14 protein-coding genes are annotated in these 13,194 nt (G+C 37.8%); 9 read left to right on the forward strand and 5 right to left on the reverse strand.

All coding sequences use genetic code 11. The features are described 5' to 3' along the window. The first annotated feature begins 11 nt into the window (after positions 1 to 11). Positions 12 to 560, forward strand: a complete 549-nt coding sequence (locus tag IGJ46_RS03435; RefSeq protein ID WP_002385065.1) for a folate family ECF transporter S component — start codon at positions 12 to 14, stop codon at positions 558 to 560. A 51-nt stretch (positions 561 to 611) separates the two neighbouring features. Here IGJ46_RS03435 and IGJ46_RS03440 read toward each other — a convergent pair whose 3' ends face one another. Beyond that, positions 612 to 2,378: an ABC transporter ATP-binding protein gene (locus tag IGJ46_RS03440; RefSeq protein WP_002355825.1), complete on the reverse strand. Its 1,767-nt coding sequence runs from the start codon at positions 2,376 to 2,378 to the stop codon at positions 612 to 614. Next, a complete protein-coding gene (locus tag IGJ46_RS03445; protein ID WP_002364705.1) occupies positions 2,368 to 4,095 on the reverse strand; it encodes an ABC transporter ATP-binding protein in 1,728 nt (575 codons plus the stop codon). Before IGJ46_RS03445 ends, IGJ46_RS03440 begins: the two co-directional genes overlap by 11 nt. 125 nt (positions 4,096 to 4,220) lie before the next feature. On the opposite strand from IGJ46_RS03445, the gene IGJ46_RS03450 reads away from it, so the two are divergent. From IGJ46_RS03450 to IGJ46_RS03460, 3 genes are all read left to right on the forward strand, one after another. Beyond that, positions 4,221 to 4,988 (forward strand): putative ABC transporter permease, encoded by a 768-nt coding sequence (locus IGJ46_RS03450; RefSeq protein ID WP_002387023.1) that lies wholly within the window; start codon positions 4,221 to 4,223, stop codon positions 4,986 to 4,988. A 248-nt stretch (positions 4,989 to 5,236) separates the two neighbouring features. Then, positions 5,237 to 6,457 (forward strand): 3D domain-containing protein, encoded by a 1,221-nt coding sequence (locus IGJ46_RS03455; RefSeq protein WP_016617472.1) that lies wholly within the window; start codon positions 5,237 to 5,239, stop codon positions 6,455 to 6,457. A 96-nt stretch (positions 6,458 to 6,553) separates the two neighbouring features. Then, complete coding sequence (locus tag IGJ46_RS03460) at positions 6,554 to 7,117, forward strand: GNAT family N-acetyltransferase (RefSeq protein ID WP_002355832.1); 564 nt, start codon at positions 6,554 to 6,556, stop codon at positions 7,115 to 7,117. A gap of 45 nt (positions 7,118 to 7,162) precedes the next feature. Here IGJ46_RS03460 and IGJ46_RS03465 read toward each other — a convergent pair whose 3' ends face one another. Next, positions 7,163 to 7,687, reverse strand: coding sequence for an LURP-one-related/scramblase family protein (locus IGJ46_RS03465; RefSeq protein WP_002355833.1), 525 nt, complete (start codon positions 7,685 to 7,687; stop codon positions 7,163 to 7,165). A 51-nt stretch (positions 7,688 to 7,738) separates the two neighbouring features. After that, a complete protein-coding gene (locus IGJ46_RS03470) occupies positions 7,739 to 8,608 on the reverse strand; it encodes a Cof-type HAD-IIB family hydrolase (protein ID WP_002383369.1) in 870 nt (289 codons plus the stop codon). A 133-nt stretch (positions 8,609 to 8,741) separates the two neighbouring features. On the opposite strand from IGJ46_RS03470, the gene IGJ46_RS03475 reads away from it, so the two are divergent. The 5 genes from IGJ46_RS03475 (at position 8,742) to IGJ46_RS03495 (ending at position 12,090) form a co-directional block, all read left to right on the forward strand. After that, positions 8,742 to 9,422 (forward strand): uracil-DNA glycosylase, encoded by a 681-nt coding sequence (locus tag IGJ46_RS03475; protein ID WP_002378112.1) that lies wholly within the window; start codon positions 8,742 to 8,744, stop codon positions 9,420 to 9,422. Between the two features lie 155 nt (positions 9,423 to 9,577). Beyond that, the gene (gene pta / locus IGJ46_RS03480; protein WP_002355836.1) at positions 9,578 to 10,561 is read left to right on the forward strand and encodes a phosphate acetyltransferase; all 984 of its coding nucleotides are present in this window, start codon (positions 9,578 to 9,580) and stop codon (positions 10,559 to 10,561) included. 141 nt (positions 10,562 to 10,702) lie between these two features. Further along, entirely contained in the window at positions 10,703 to 11,197 is a 495-nt protein-coding gene (gene tsaE / locus IGJ46_RS03485; RefSeq protein ID WP_002386189.1) for a tRNA (adenosine(37)-N6)-threonylcarbamoyltransferase complex ATPase subunit type 1 TsaE, read from the forward strand. After that, positions 11,190 to 11,711 carry a GNAT family N-acetyltransferase gene (locus IGJ46_RS03490; RefSeq protein WP_002358858.1) on the forward strand — a complete coding sequence of 174 codons (522 nt, stop codon included), beginning with the start codon at positions 11,190 to 11,192 and terminating at the stop codon, positions 11,709 to 11,711. Before tsaE ends, IGJ46_RS03490 begins: the two co-directional genes overlap by 8 nt. Before the next feature lie 169 nt (positions 11,712 to 11,880). Beyond that, positions 11,881 to 12,090 (forward strand): hypothetical protein, encoded by a 210-nt coding sequence (locus IGJ46_RS03495; RefSeq protein WP_002355840.1) that lies wholly within the window; start codon positions 11,881 to 11,883, stop codon positions 12,088 to 12,090. 73 nt (positions 12,091 to 12,163) lie between these two features. Here the strand turns inward: IGJ46_RS03495 and bopD are convergent, their stop codons facing one another. Continuing rightward, positions 12,164 to 13,174, reverse strand: coding sequence for a LacI family transcriptional regulator BopD (bopD, locus tag IGJ46_RS03500; protein WP_002358859.1), 1,011 nt, complete (start codon positions 13,172 to 13,174; stop codon positions 12,164 to 12,166). Between the last annotated feature and the right edge of the window lie 20 nt (positions 13,175 to 13,194).

Below are 13,194 nucleotides of genomic sequence, written 5' to 3' on the forward strand. Positions count from 1 at the left end.
TCTTAGAGGAGATGCTAAAAATGACAAAGAAAAAATTTGGCACAAAATCCATTGCGTTAATGGGCGTACTCATTGCGGTGGTCGTTGTCTTTTCACGCTTTTTTGCGTATGAAACAACGTTTTTAAAAATCAGTTTCACGTTTATTCCAGAATCATTGATTGGGATGATTTTCGGACCTTTTTGGGCTGGAATCGGCACGGCGGTGGCTGATGTGGTAGGAATGTTGCTTTTTCCAAAGGCAGGCTATTTTCCTGGGTTTACTTTAAATGCCTTTTTGGCTGGTGCTATTTATGGTTATTTCTATTATAAGAAAGAAATGACATGGCAACGAGTGATTTTGGCGACATTGTTGGTCACCGTTTTAATTAATATCATTTTAACTCCTTTGTGGTTAAGTTTAATGTATGGCGTCAATCTAGCAAATTTTGCTTGGTGGGTGCCACGCTTAATTAAAACAGTTATTTTCTTTCCTATTCAAGTAATTGCCACTTATTATTTAGGCAATAAAATTCCCTTTAAACGTTTATTTGGAAAGCCATTATCTGAATTAGATCAATAAATTTAAAATTAAAAGAGTCACTTTTCATCATCCCAGAAAAGTGACTCTTTTTTATTGTGCTTTTTGATTAAACTGTGCTTCGTAAAGGTCACGATAATAACCCTGTTCTTTTTGCAATAATTCGTCATGGGTGCCAATTTCAACTACTTGACCATTGTCCATAACTAGAATTTTTTCAGCACTTTTGATTGTTGCTAAGCGATGGGCAATAACAAAACTGGTCCGGCCAGTCATCATTTGTAAAAAAGCATCCTGAATTTTTTGCTCGGTCAATGTATCAACTGAACTGGTCGCTTCATCTAAAATAAGCATCGGCGGATTACTAATCATCGTGCGTGCAATAGTCATTAATTGTCGTTGTCCTTCAGAAATTTTAACGCCTTGAGAACCAATCTCGGTATCTAGTCCTTGAGGTAAACGCATGACGAAATCAAAAATATGGGCTTTTTTCATGGCTTCTATAATTTCTTCGTCAGAGGCTTCAGGATTTCCGTACGTTAAATTTTCCCGAATGGAACTATCGAATAGCCAAGTATCTTGGAGAACCATACCAAAACTTTTTCGTAAGCTGTCCCGAGTAATTTGAGTAATGTCGTGAGTATCAACCGTAATTTGGCCACGGTCGACCTCGTAAAAGCGCATTAACAAATTCACTAATGTTGATTTACCCGCACCAGTTCGTCCAACAATGGCAATTGTTTCTCCTGGTTCAGCAATTAAATTAAAGTTTTCGATTAAAGGTCGCGTCGGCGTGTAAGAAAAATCAACGTCTTTAAATTCAACACGGCCTCGCGCTTCTTTCAAAACAATTGCGTTCGGGGCATCAGGACGTTCAACTGGTTGATCCATCATATCAAAGGTACGTTCCAATCCAGCTAAGGCGGCTTGGATTTGGTTGGTGATTCCTGAGAGTTCAATAAAAGGTTTAGAAAATTGACTAGAGTAAATGGTGAAACTGGAAATAACACCAACTGTGACTAAAGGATTGCCACTTAAAACTAACAAGCCACCGACTAATCCAATCGATAAATAAGATAAATGGTCGATAAATCGAGAAAGTGGGTTGGTTAAGGAGGAAGAAAACTGAGCCTTCTGTCCTTTTTCATACAACGTTTGATTCAATGCTTCAAATGTTTCTTGCGTAGCTTGTTCTTGTTGAAAGGCTTTAACAATTTTTTGGTTGCCAACCATTTCTGAAACGAAGCCGGAAATTTCACCAACAATCGTTTGTTGTGCAGCAAAGTTTTTTTGTGAAGCTTTTGCAACAAGCCAGTTTACAATAAAAATAATCGGCGTACTGATAAGAACCACTAATGTGAGCAGGGGACTTAGCCGGATCATAAAGAGCAAAGCAACAACGACGGTGGCCATGCCAGAAAATAATTGGTTGAAGACAGCCGAGCAAGCCATTGAAATATTGTCAATATCGTTGGTAAAGCGACTGACGATATTTCCGTGTGATGTTTGGTCATAATAACTTAACGGTAATTGATTTAAATGGGCAAAGGCGTCTTTTCTCAGCTGTGTGGTCGATAAATAAGACACGCGATTACCGAGACGTTGAATCAGCCATTGACTTAGAACGGTTACGAGTAAAATCCCTGCTAATAAACCTAAAATTTTGATGAGTTGCGCAGCATTGACTTGTCCTTTACCAACCATTGTATCAACGGATTTACCTATATAATAAGTCATGAGGACAGTCGAAAAACCACTGAGAATTCCTAGGATTAAGGCGCCAATAATTTCTTTTGGATAGCGTAGTAAATACGGCTTAAAACGTGAGAAGGCACCAAAATGAATTTTTTTAGTTTGCATGGGTATCCTCCTCCTGTGATGCAACGATTTCTTGATACTCTTTAGAAGAAGTAAGTAATTCTTCGTGGGTGCCAAGGCCAGCGACTTTTCCACTATCTAGGACTAAAATTTGATTCGCCGTTGCAATCGAACTCACGCGTTGTGAAATTAAAATAACGGTTGTCTCTGCTCGTTCTTTTTGTAAAGCACGACGCAGATTCAAATCTGTTTGATAGTCAAGTGCACTCAAGGAATCATCTAAAATAAGTAAATGCGGTTTCCTAATCAAGGCACGGGCAATGGTCAACCGTTGTCTTTGTCCACCAGAAAAGTTTTTTCCGCCTTCGTTAACAGGCGTGTCTAACCCTTGGTCTAATTGTTCAACAAATTCTTTACATTGGGCGATAGCTAATGCTTCCCAACAGTCTTCATCAGTTGCATTTGGTTTGCCCCATTGTAAGTTTTCTCGAATAGTCCCTGTAAATAAGACGGCAGTTTGTGGAACACTTGCAACTTGTTGGCGTAAAGTAAAGAGCGGCCAATCGCGCACATTTACACCATTAATAAAAAGGTTTCCTGCACTCACATCATAAAATCTGGGAATGAGTTGGGTTAAGGTACTTTTCCCGCTGCCGGTAGGTCCTGTGATGCCGAGAATTGAGCCTTTAGGAATCGTAAAATTGATATTTTCCAAAGCCAAACCGGCCTCTGGTTCATAGCGAAAATCTACATGGTCAAAGGTAATATCACCAAATTGTGGCGATGTTTTTGCTGATTCTGGTGTATCTGTTAACTGGCTTTCTACAGTTAAAACCTCATTGACACGGTTTGCGGAAGCGGCGGCTCGCGTAAAAATTACCACGAGATTAGAAGCAACAATTAAAGCGAGCATCATTTGATTCATATAATTGATCAATGCTAAAACTTCCCCTTGTTGCAGGGAACCGAAAGAAACTTTTAAGCCACTAAAATAAAGTAAAAATAAAATTCCAACATTCATAATCAAAGTGGTTAAAGGCGTTAATAAAGCAGAGACATTCGATACACGAATGTAAATATCGCCTAAATCATCTGAAGCTTTATCAACATGTCGTTGCTCTGTTTCCTTTCTAGCAAACGCACGGATTACACGGACACCGCTTAAATTTTGACTAATTTGACGGTTTAACCGATCCAAATATTCTTGGACTTTTTGATATAAAGGCACAGTCACTTTAATGATAATAAAGAGAATAAGGCTAAAAATTGGTAAAAGTAATAGGAAAAGAAAGCCCATCTGCACGTCAATGTAAAAAGCCATGACCACAGAACCGATACTTAAAAAAGGTGTCCGAATGACCAACCGAATAAACATCGCTAAAGCCAATTGAAGCTGGTTGATATCGTTTGTGATCCGGGTGATGAGGGTATCTGTACCAAAACTATTCAATTCTTTGTGTGAAAGCTGATTAATTTTCTTCATTAATTGATTTCTTAGCTCCGTCCCAAAACCTTGCGAAGCGACTGAAGCATAATATTGACAAATCATGACAAAAAATAAACCAACTAACGACATAACAAGCATCCAGAGGGCCATTTCTATGACAGTCTGTCGGTCGTTTTGACGAATACCGACATCGACTAAGTGAGCCATGAATAAGGGCAAAACTAACTCGAAACAAGCTTCTAAAAATTTGAAGACTGGACCGAGGATAATTTGTTTTCGATAATTTTTTGCGTATTTCAATAAACCAAACATAAGATTCCTCCCTTTGCTGCTCTCATTGTAGCCTAATCTTTCAATGAAAGAAAGTTGTTCGCTACATTTTCTCAACTTCTGTTAAAATAGAAGAAAAGCGCAAAGAAGTGGAGTGTGACAGAAACGTGGAAAAAATGAGTCAGGTTATTTTGTTATTTTTTATTTATTCCTTTATCGGCTGGTTATGGGAAACGGTGTATTGTTCATTAAAAGCTAAAAAATTTGTTTATCGAGGATTTTTGGTAGGGCCCTATTGTCCTATTTATGGATTTGGGGTCTTAAGCGTTCTCTATTTTGTGGAACCCTTTGAAAACAATCTCTTGGTATTGTATGTCGGATCGGCTGTTTTAGTGACGATTTTAGAATATGTCACTAGTTATGGCTTGGAAAAACTGTTCCATGCCTCTTGGTGGGATTATCATGATGTACCTTTTAATTTAAACGGTCGCGTGGCTTTACCGGTTTCTCTTTTTTGGGGATTGGGTTGTGTCTTGATTGTCAAAGTTATTCAACCAGAAATCGCCAAAGTTGTCAGCTTTTTACAAGCAACCTTTGGCAACTACTTAGCACTTTGCATAGTGATTGTAATGGGGCTTGACTTAATTTATACGTTGCTGAACATGCAAGGTTTCAAAAAACTTATTACCGAGATGGGCCAAACGTTGGAAACGAACCAACAAGAATTTAAGCAACGGTTGAACACAAAAATGGAAATCGCTACAGCTGATTGGCAGAAGTTAAAAGAACGAACCAAAAAAGAGCATTTCCAAAATCGATTAAATTTCCAACAACGTCGTTTTATTAACAATTACCCAAAACTAACTTTAAAAAACATTAAAAATTCCAAAGAAGTTCGGCATCTCTTAGAAGACTTGAAGAAAAAGGGCCAATAATTAACAAAAAATATTACAAAATATTTCAATCAATGGTCTAATGGGATGAAAAAAAGAAAAATCGTCAAAAGCTAGTTTTTAAGCCGTCTTAAGAAATTCTTAAAGAATTGAGATAGAAATGGACTAATGAATAAACGCAGGATAAAAAAAGAGTTGCATTTAAATTGTAATAAATTGTAACATGATTGAAATAAAACAAGCCCTCCTGACTAGTATAATGAGTAGGTGTTTTAGATAAGTTAGGAAAGGTGTTGGATTTAGTGAAGGTTAAAAAGTTGATACCATTTTTAACAACAATGATGCTTATCAATTTTGGACTTCCAGTCGCTGCGGCAGCAGAATCACTTGATTCGTTGCAAGAAAAAGAAGCGCAAGCGAAACAATCTGGGGAGTTAATTAGTAAAGAAATCAATTCAGCCTTAGACGATGTAAATGCTAAATATGCGGAAATCGAACGTTTAAAAACGCAAATTTCAAAAGCGGAAGATACGTTGAAAACTTCGAAAGAGGAAATAGAAAAAACAGAAAAAAATATTTCTCGTCGTAAAGAAGCTGTTGGCGATCGTATGAAGGATATTCAATTAAATGGCGACCAACGTACTTGGCAAGCCTTATTAGATGCAGAAAATTTATCAGATTTCTTTAATCGGGCCTACGCCATGACCGTTTTACAAAACTTTGAACGGGAAAAGATTGAAAGCTTAACTAGCGAAAAAGAAAAATTAGCTGCATTACAAGAAAAAGTTGAAAATACGCAAACAACTTTAAAACAAAATGAAGAGAAATTACAAGTTGAAGCTTCTTCAATGAATAATAAAGTCTCTGAGTTAAAAGAAAAAATGGCGAATAATGAAGAATTATTGGCTCAAATTTCGACAGACAAACAGAAAGAGCAACAACGCTTAGTCAGCGAAAAAGCAGCAGCTGAGGCACAGAAAAAACGTGCGGCAGAAACTGCCAAAGCAGAAGCAGCGAAGAAACAAGCAGCTGCCGACAAACAAGCGCAAGCAGATGCGGCGGCTAAACTAGAAGCCGAAGCTGCTGAAGAGTCAAGCAGTCAAGCATCAAGCTCTTCTACAAGTACGGAAAGCAGTAGCACTGAATCTTCAAGTTCAGCTAGTTCATCCGAATCGTCATCAACGACAGAATCATCGACAGGCGAATCATCAACACCAGGAACTGGCTCTGGTCGTGTGCTTCAGATGGAATCAACCGCTTATTCTTGGCGTGAGCCAGGTGCAAGTAATCTAAGTGCTACTGGTATTGACTTAAGTAAACAAAGCAATGTAGTTGCAGTTGATCCAAGCGTAATTCCTCTAGGTTCATTAGTGAAAGTCTCTGGTTATGGCTTTGCTATTGCTGGAGATACAGGTGGCGCCATTCAAGGAAATATTGTTGATGTTCATTTTGATTCAGTAGAGCAATGTACTGCTTGGGGACGACGTCAGGTTACAGTAGAAATTCAATAATAAATTTGTTATACTAAAGACAAGATAAAAGGAATTGGCTAAGTCAGTAATGATAGTAGCCAGTTCTTTTTTAGTTAAATGTAAAGGAGAATTACAATGATTCGCTCGGCAACAAAAGAAGACGGTCAAGCGATTGCTCGGCTGGTCTTAGTTATTTTAAAAGATATGGAGTTACCAATTTTAGAAGAAGTCTCAGAAGAACAAATGATTGACCTGTTAGCAGAGGCAACGGCGTATCCAACCTATCGCTATGGCTATCAACGAATTTTAGTTTATGAACATGCAGGTGAAGTTGCAGGGATTGCTGTCGGCTATCCTGCGGAAGATGAAAAGATTATTGATGAACCTTTAAGAGAAGTCTTTAAAAAACATGGCTTAGCAGAAGATGTTCGGCTATTTATTGAAGAAGAAACCTTGCCTAATGAATGGTATTTAGACACGATTTCTGTGGATGAACGTTTCCGTGGAATGGGAATTGGTTCTAAGTTATTAGATGCTTTACCTGAAGTAGCCAAAGCTAGCGGGAAGCAAGCCTTGGGTCTAAATGTTGATTTTGACAATCCAGGGGCGAGAAAGTTATATGCAAGCAAAGGCTTTAAAGATGTCACAACAATGACTATTAGTGGTCACTTGTACAATCATATGCAAAAAGAAGTGTAAAAATAACGAAGCTAAAGTCAATCACTTTAGCTTCGTTATTTTTCATTAATCCGTTAAAGGATCAAAATCTAATCCAAAATCATCGGAAGTTTTTTGTTTTTTCTTATTATATAACCAGTAGTCAAGGACAGCTGCTATGCAGATGCACAACGGTGCGTCCTCATCATTGGCAACAGTTAAAACAAAATAGTCGCCTGTACAAAGCATGGTTTTATCCATTGACATAATTTTTTTATGGACTTGATAAATTGAATATTGGTGCGCTTTGATATCACCAACAACTGCCCAGTGAAGGCCTTGAACATAATAGAAATCAGCATTCAAATTGAACAGTTTTCGTAGAGTACCCACTTTTTCAAAACGCTGATATAACTCAAATCGTGTACCAAAAGTCCAAGAAACTTGTTTAATACTGGCTAGAATTTCTCCGTTCATTGCATATAAAGAAAGCGCATCTCCTCGTGTGCCCCAGCGCCCCACCAATAGAAAAAGTGAACGGCCTGCTTGGTCTTTCACGATGGTTCGCGTAACTTTTCCTAACTGTTGTTCTTGAATAAAAAATTCAGACACGACACGATCTCCTTTCTATATATAAATGAGTGCTGTAACTGGTAGTGCTTATTACAAATCTTCTCTTATTGCACGCAGGATGGCTTCGCCAACACCATTTTCTAAATTAGTGGCTGTTTCATATTTAGCGTATTCTTTTAATTCCAGTTCGGCATTGCCCATTGCAAAACTTACCCCAGCCCATTGAATCATGCTGACGTCATTTAAATTATCACCAATAGTCATGACTTGTTCAGCGGGAATCCCACGTTCTTTAGCGACGCGCGCAACCGCAATCCCTTTTTGTGCTAGGCGGTGGTTAATTTCAATATTATTAAGAGCAGAAGAGGTAACAACCAAATCATCTAGTTCTTCTACTTCCATCCCAGCAGGACCTAATACTTTCGGCCCATCCATACTGAAGCCAATAATTTTAAGGACTTCAATCGAATCATCTTTTAAAATGTCGTCTAAGCGATCAACATAGGTAATATGCAATAAAGATAGGTGTGCTGAAGCCATGGCAATCGCCACTTTATAAGTTAAATGGGGCATGGATTCTGCAATATGAGCGGCAAAGTTTTCAATTCTTTTTTCTTGATGTTCAGAAAAAATACCTTTATTTGTAGAGATTTCATAGTAAACATTGTGTTGACTCAAAATAGTTAGTACTTCTGTTACTGTTTCTTTTTCGATCCCAGCCGTGAAAAGTGAGTGTCCATCTTTGTCGAACACTTGGGCGCCGTTTAAAGTAATCATGGCACAGTCAATTCCAGCTTCTTCTAACGCGGGTTTCGCTTCGGTATATGCGCGGCCAGTAGCAACCATAAATTCGATTCCTAAACGTTCCGCTTCGCGAATTGCTGAAGCGTTATCATTTGTGATGCTCATTTTTGCATCTAAAAGTGTTCCATCCATATCTGAAGCAATTAATTTAATCATCGATTCTCTACACCTCATTATCTATTTAAAGCTTACCTATAGTTTACCACGTTTTTCCAAGAGAAAGTACCCAGAAATTTCTTGTCAGGTTTGGAGAAATTCGTTATGCTTAGAGAGCGAAGGAGTGAGCATTATGAAAGAAATTATTCACAATAGTTGGCAAACCGTTTTATCTGCTGAATTTGAAAAACCATATTATCAAGAATTGCGGGAATTTTTGAAAAAAGAATATCAGACACAAACGATTTATCCAGATATGTATCATTTATTTTCAGCGTTAGAACTAACCCCTTTTGAAGAAGTAAAAGTAGTAATTTTGGGACAAGACCCATATCATGGACCCAATCAAGCACACGGATTAAGTTTCTCTGTCCAGCCAGGTGTGAAAGTGCCGCCATCTCTTGTGAATATTTACAAAGAATTACAAGCTGATTTAGGGTACCAACCCGTCAACCATGGCTTTTTAGAAAGCTGGGCCAAACAAGGCGTGTTGTTATTAAATACTGTGTTGACCGTTCGGGCAGGTCAAGCCTATTCCCATCGAGGTAAAGGGTGGGAGCAACTGACAGATGTCATTATCGAAAAGTTGAATGAGCGTGAAAAACCCGTTGTTTTCATTTTATGGGGACGTCCAGCTCAAGAAAAAATTAAAATGATTGATACGACTCGGCATGTGATTATCAAATCGCCACATCCAAGTCCATTGTCAGCGCATCGTGGTTTTTTTGGCTCACGTCCGTTTTCTCAAGCGAATGCCGCTCTAGAACGTTTAGGGGAAACGCCGATTGATTGGCAACTTCCTGAAACAGTGTAATGTAACAGCGCAATCTGTTGTAGTGTAGAAGAGTTAGTTTGTGAAAAGTTTATCGGATTATTGGTTTTTTTGACTAATACAGCTAGAAAAAACTGTTATTTTCTTTGAGAATAGTGTATGATGGATTTTGTAAATATAAAACTGGAGGGTTTATCGTGGAATTATTCGATAGCTTAAAATTTAAAGTCGTACGCCGTAATATCAAAATTGTTTTCCCTGAAGCAACAGATCCTAGAATCTTAGGTGCTGCTGCCCGCTTAAAATCTGATGAATTAGTAGAACCAATCTTAATTGGTGATCCAACAGATATCGCAAATGCTGCTATGGCTCGTGGAATCAACACATCAAACTTTATTATTATCAACCCAAATGATTATGAAAAATGGGATGAAATGGTCGAAGCATTTGTTGAACGCCGTAATGGAAAAGCTACTAAAGAAGATGCTGAAAAAATCTTAAAAGATGTCAACTATTTCGGTACTATGTTAACTTACATGGGTATTGCTGATGGTATGGTTAGTGGTGCTATCCACTCAACAGGTGATACAGTTCGCCCTGCGTTACAAATCATTAAAACAAAACCAGGCGTGAGCCGTACAAGTGGTGCTTTCTTAATGATTCGTGGTCGTGACCAAGAAAGATATTTATTCTCAGACTGCGCGATTAACGTGAACCCAACTGCACAAGAATTAGCTGAAATTGCTGTTGATAGTGCCAAAACAGCTGAATTATTTGACATTGAACCAAAAGTTTCATTGTTAAGTTTTTCAACAAAAGGTTCTGCAAAAGCACCAGAAGTAACAAAAGTTGCTGAAGCTACAAAAATTGCGCAAGAATTAGCACCTGAATATGCGATTGATGGTGAATTACAATTTGATGCTTCTTATGTATCTTCTGTTGCACAATTAAAAGCGCCCAACTCAAAAGTTGCTGGAGAAGCAACAGTCTTTGTATTCCCAGATTTACAATCAGGAAATATTGGCTACAAAATTGCTCAACGTTTAGGTAACTTTGAAGCAATTGGCCCAATCTTACAAGGATTGAACAAACCAGTTTCTGATTTATCACGTGGTGCAAACGAAGAAGATGTTTATAAATTATCAATCATTACAGCTGCTCAAACATTAATGAACGACTAATTAACTATGTCGAAGCATGATAAATAAGCAAAGTAGAAGTTGAGGTTCCCAGGACACTTGGGCCTCAACTTTATTTTTTTGAAGCTGCCACTAGTCAACTTATTGAATTTTCGGTATACTTTCATACATAGATTCTTGCAGATGGGAGGCAAAAAAATGAACATTGTCCTGAACAATCCATTGGAAACAGAAGCAATTGCTCAAATCATTGGACAAAAGGCACAAGCTGGTGATGTAATTGTCCTGACTGGTGATTTAGGGGCCGGTAAGACGACAATGACGAAAGGGATTGCTTTAGGATTAGGCATTTCCCAAATGATTAAAAGTCCCACCTATACGATTATCCGCGAATATCCACAAGGACGACTTCCGTTATACCATATGGATGTCTATCGTGTTGAAGAGGGTGCGGATGAATTAGGGTTAGATGAGTATTTTGAAGGAGATGGGCTATCCGTTGTAGAATGGGGCAGCTTGATTGAAGAAGAATTGCCAGAAGATTATTTAGAAATTATTTTGAATAAAGATTCTCAAGAAGCTGACAAGAGAGTTCTTGAATTCCGTGGAACTGGTCCATTGGCAGAAGAAAGAATAGCAGAGATTTTACAAGCGTGGGAGGCTCGCGAATATGACTGAACAAACATTTTCTATTCGAGAAGCAGTGCCTACTGATGCGGATCAATTACTATCTGTGATGTCAAAAATTGGGAGTGAAACGCCCTATTTGGTAATGGATGAGCGAGGAATGGCCATGTCGACAACAGAATTGGCTGAAAATCTAGCAACACTCTATGAATCGCCAAATAATGTTTTATTGGTGGCATTAGCGGGAGAAGCGATCATTGGGACCGCTTCTGTGTCTGCTTCTTCTAAAAAGCGGATGGAGCATATTGGTGAAATCGGCATTAGTATTTTAAAAGAGTACTGGGGCTATGGACTGGGCAGTATCCTGATGGAAGAACTTATTCGCTGGGCGCATGAAAGTTATGTTATTCGTCGCTTGGAATTAACGGTACAGGATCGTAATCAACGAGCGATTCATGTCTATAAAAAATTAGGGTTTGAAACAGAAGCAATTATGCCTCGGGGCGCCAAAACAGACCAAGGTGAATTTTTAGATGTTCATTTAATGCGTTTGCTGATTGATTAATTATTGGTTAATAATTTTAATTTCTTAAATAATCGAACGATAATTGCATGAAAAAACAAAATTTTCGCAATTATCGTTTGTTTCATATTTATTTTTCTGATATTTTTGTTATAATTATAGAAGAATTTAACGAAAAAATGAAAATTTATTTTGGGAAGGGATGTAAGAAATGGCAAAGGCAACGAAAATGAATGTTAACTATCGAGAGTCGATCTTGGATCGTGCGTATCGTTTAGAGCTAATAAAAAAAGATGAGTATGCAAAACATCAAGAAAAATTATCATTATTAAATGAAAAATTGTCTGACGGGGAACCAGCTCAATTTGATGCAAAAGAAGAAACGTTTTGGAAAAAAATTTCGCAAAAAGTTATTTTATAAAAGTAATACATACGAATAAGAGCGTACACATAGAAAGAAGCGTAAGCAGTGTTAAACTGCTTACGCTTCTTTTTTAATGAATAGGAATAACTGTTTCACGCTTAATTAATTTGTGAGGAATAACGAGACGGACACCATTCGTCAATTCTTCGTGGATTAATTCATATAATTTTTTCATCGCCATTCGACCTAATTCTGACGTGTCGATGTCAATACTTGTTAGATAAGGATGTGTCAATGTTGAAAAGATTGAGTTGTTAAAACTAATAATGGATAACGTTTCAGGAACTTGATAACCATAGATTTGCGCAAGTTGCATCGTCCGCAAAGCAAAGATATCATCAATCACCACCAACGCCGTGGCATTATTTTGATGAAGAATATCATCGAAAGCCATGTAATCTTCAGGTTTTTCTAACGCAACGCTTGGTAAAACAGTTAATCCTTGCATCATCATTGCTTTTTGATAACCAAAGTAACGTTCAAAGTACAAACTTTCATGCGTTGTATTGGTCACAAATAAAATATTTTTATGGCCGTTTTCAATTAAAAATTCCGTCGCTTGTTTCCCTAATAATTGATTATCATTATCCACGTAAACTATTTCCGTTTCATGTTGATAAGGTTGACCAATTAAAGTAAAGGGAATGTTGTTTTCATATAAGTAATCAATGACGGGGTCCTTACTATCTGAATACACAAGAATAAAACCGTCCACTTGCTTTTGAAGATGCATTCTTTTAACGTTTTCCAATAGTACATCAAAACTTTTGGCAGTTGCAATAGCAGTAGTCATATCATAAAGACGGGCTTCCTCGTTGATGGCTTCCATAATTTCTAAATAAAATGGATTCCCTAACCGTTCTTTCGAATCTAAAGGAGGTAAAATTACGCCAATGGCACTTGAAATTCGTTTACCCAAATTCCGTGCCGTCATATTTGGCACATAGCCTAAGTCATCCATGACTTTTCGCACTTTCTTTTTTGTCGATTCAGAAATACTTGGATGATCGTTAATGACACGCGAAACGGTTGAGGTTGCAACCCCCGCTTTCTTAGCGACATCTTTTACTGTAATTGCCATTTTTGCCACGCCTTTCTTAG

This window comes from Enterococcus sp. AZ120 (genome assembly GCF_050546165.1).
GTDB lineage: Bacteria > Bacillota > Bacilli > Lactobacillales > Enterococcaceae > Enterococcus > Enterococcus faecalis.

Coding starts and splice junctions, on each gene's coding strand:
- IGJ46_RS03435 (WP_002385065.1), top strand. CDS start 12: ATGCTAAAAATGACAAAGAAAAAATTTGGCACAAAATCCATTGCGTTA.
- IGJ46_RS03440 (WP_002355825.1), bottom strand. CDS start 2,378: ATGCAAACTAAAAAAATTCATTTTGGTGCCTTCTCACGTTTTAAGCCG.
- IGJ46_RS03445 (WP_002364705.1), bottom strand. CDS start 4,095: ATGTTTGGTTTATTGAAATACGCAAAAAATTATCGAAAACAAATTATC.
- IGJ46_RS03460 (WP_002355832.1), top strand. CDS start 6,554: ATGATTCGCTCGGCAACAAAAGAAGACGGTCAAGCGATTGCTCGGCTG.
- IGJ46_RS03470 (WP_002383369.1), bottom strand. CDS start 8,608: ATGATTAAATTAATTGCTTCAGATATGGATGGAACACTTTTAGATGCA.
- IGJ46_RS03475 (WP_002378112.1), top strand. CDS start 8,742: ATGAAAGAAATTATTCACAATAGTTGGCAAACCGTTTTATCTGCTGAA.
- tsaE (WP_002386189.1), top strand. CDS start 10,703: ATGGGAGGCAAAAAAATGAACATTGTCCTGAACAATCCATTGGAAACA.
- IGJ46_RS03490 (WP_002358858.1), top strand. CDS start 11,190: ATGACTGAACAAACATTTTCTATTCGAGAAGCAGTGCCTACTGATGCG.
- IGJ46_RS03495 (WP_002355840.1), top strand. CDS start 11,881: ATGGCAAAGGCAACGAAAATGAATGTTAACTATCGAGAGTCGATCTTG.
- bopD (WP_002358859.1), bottom strand. CDS start 13,174: ATGGCAATTACAGTAAAAGATGTCGCTAAGAAAGCGGGGGTTGCAACC.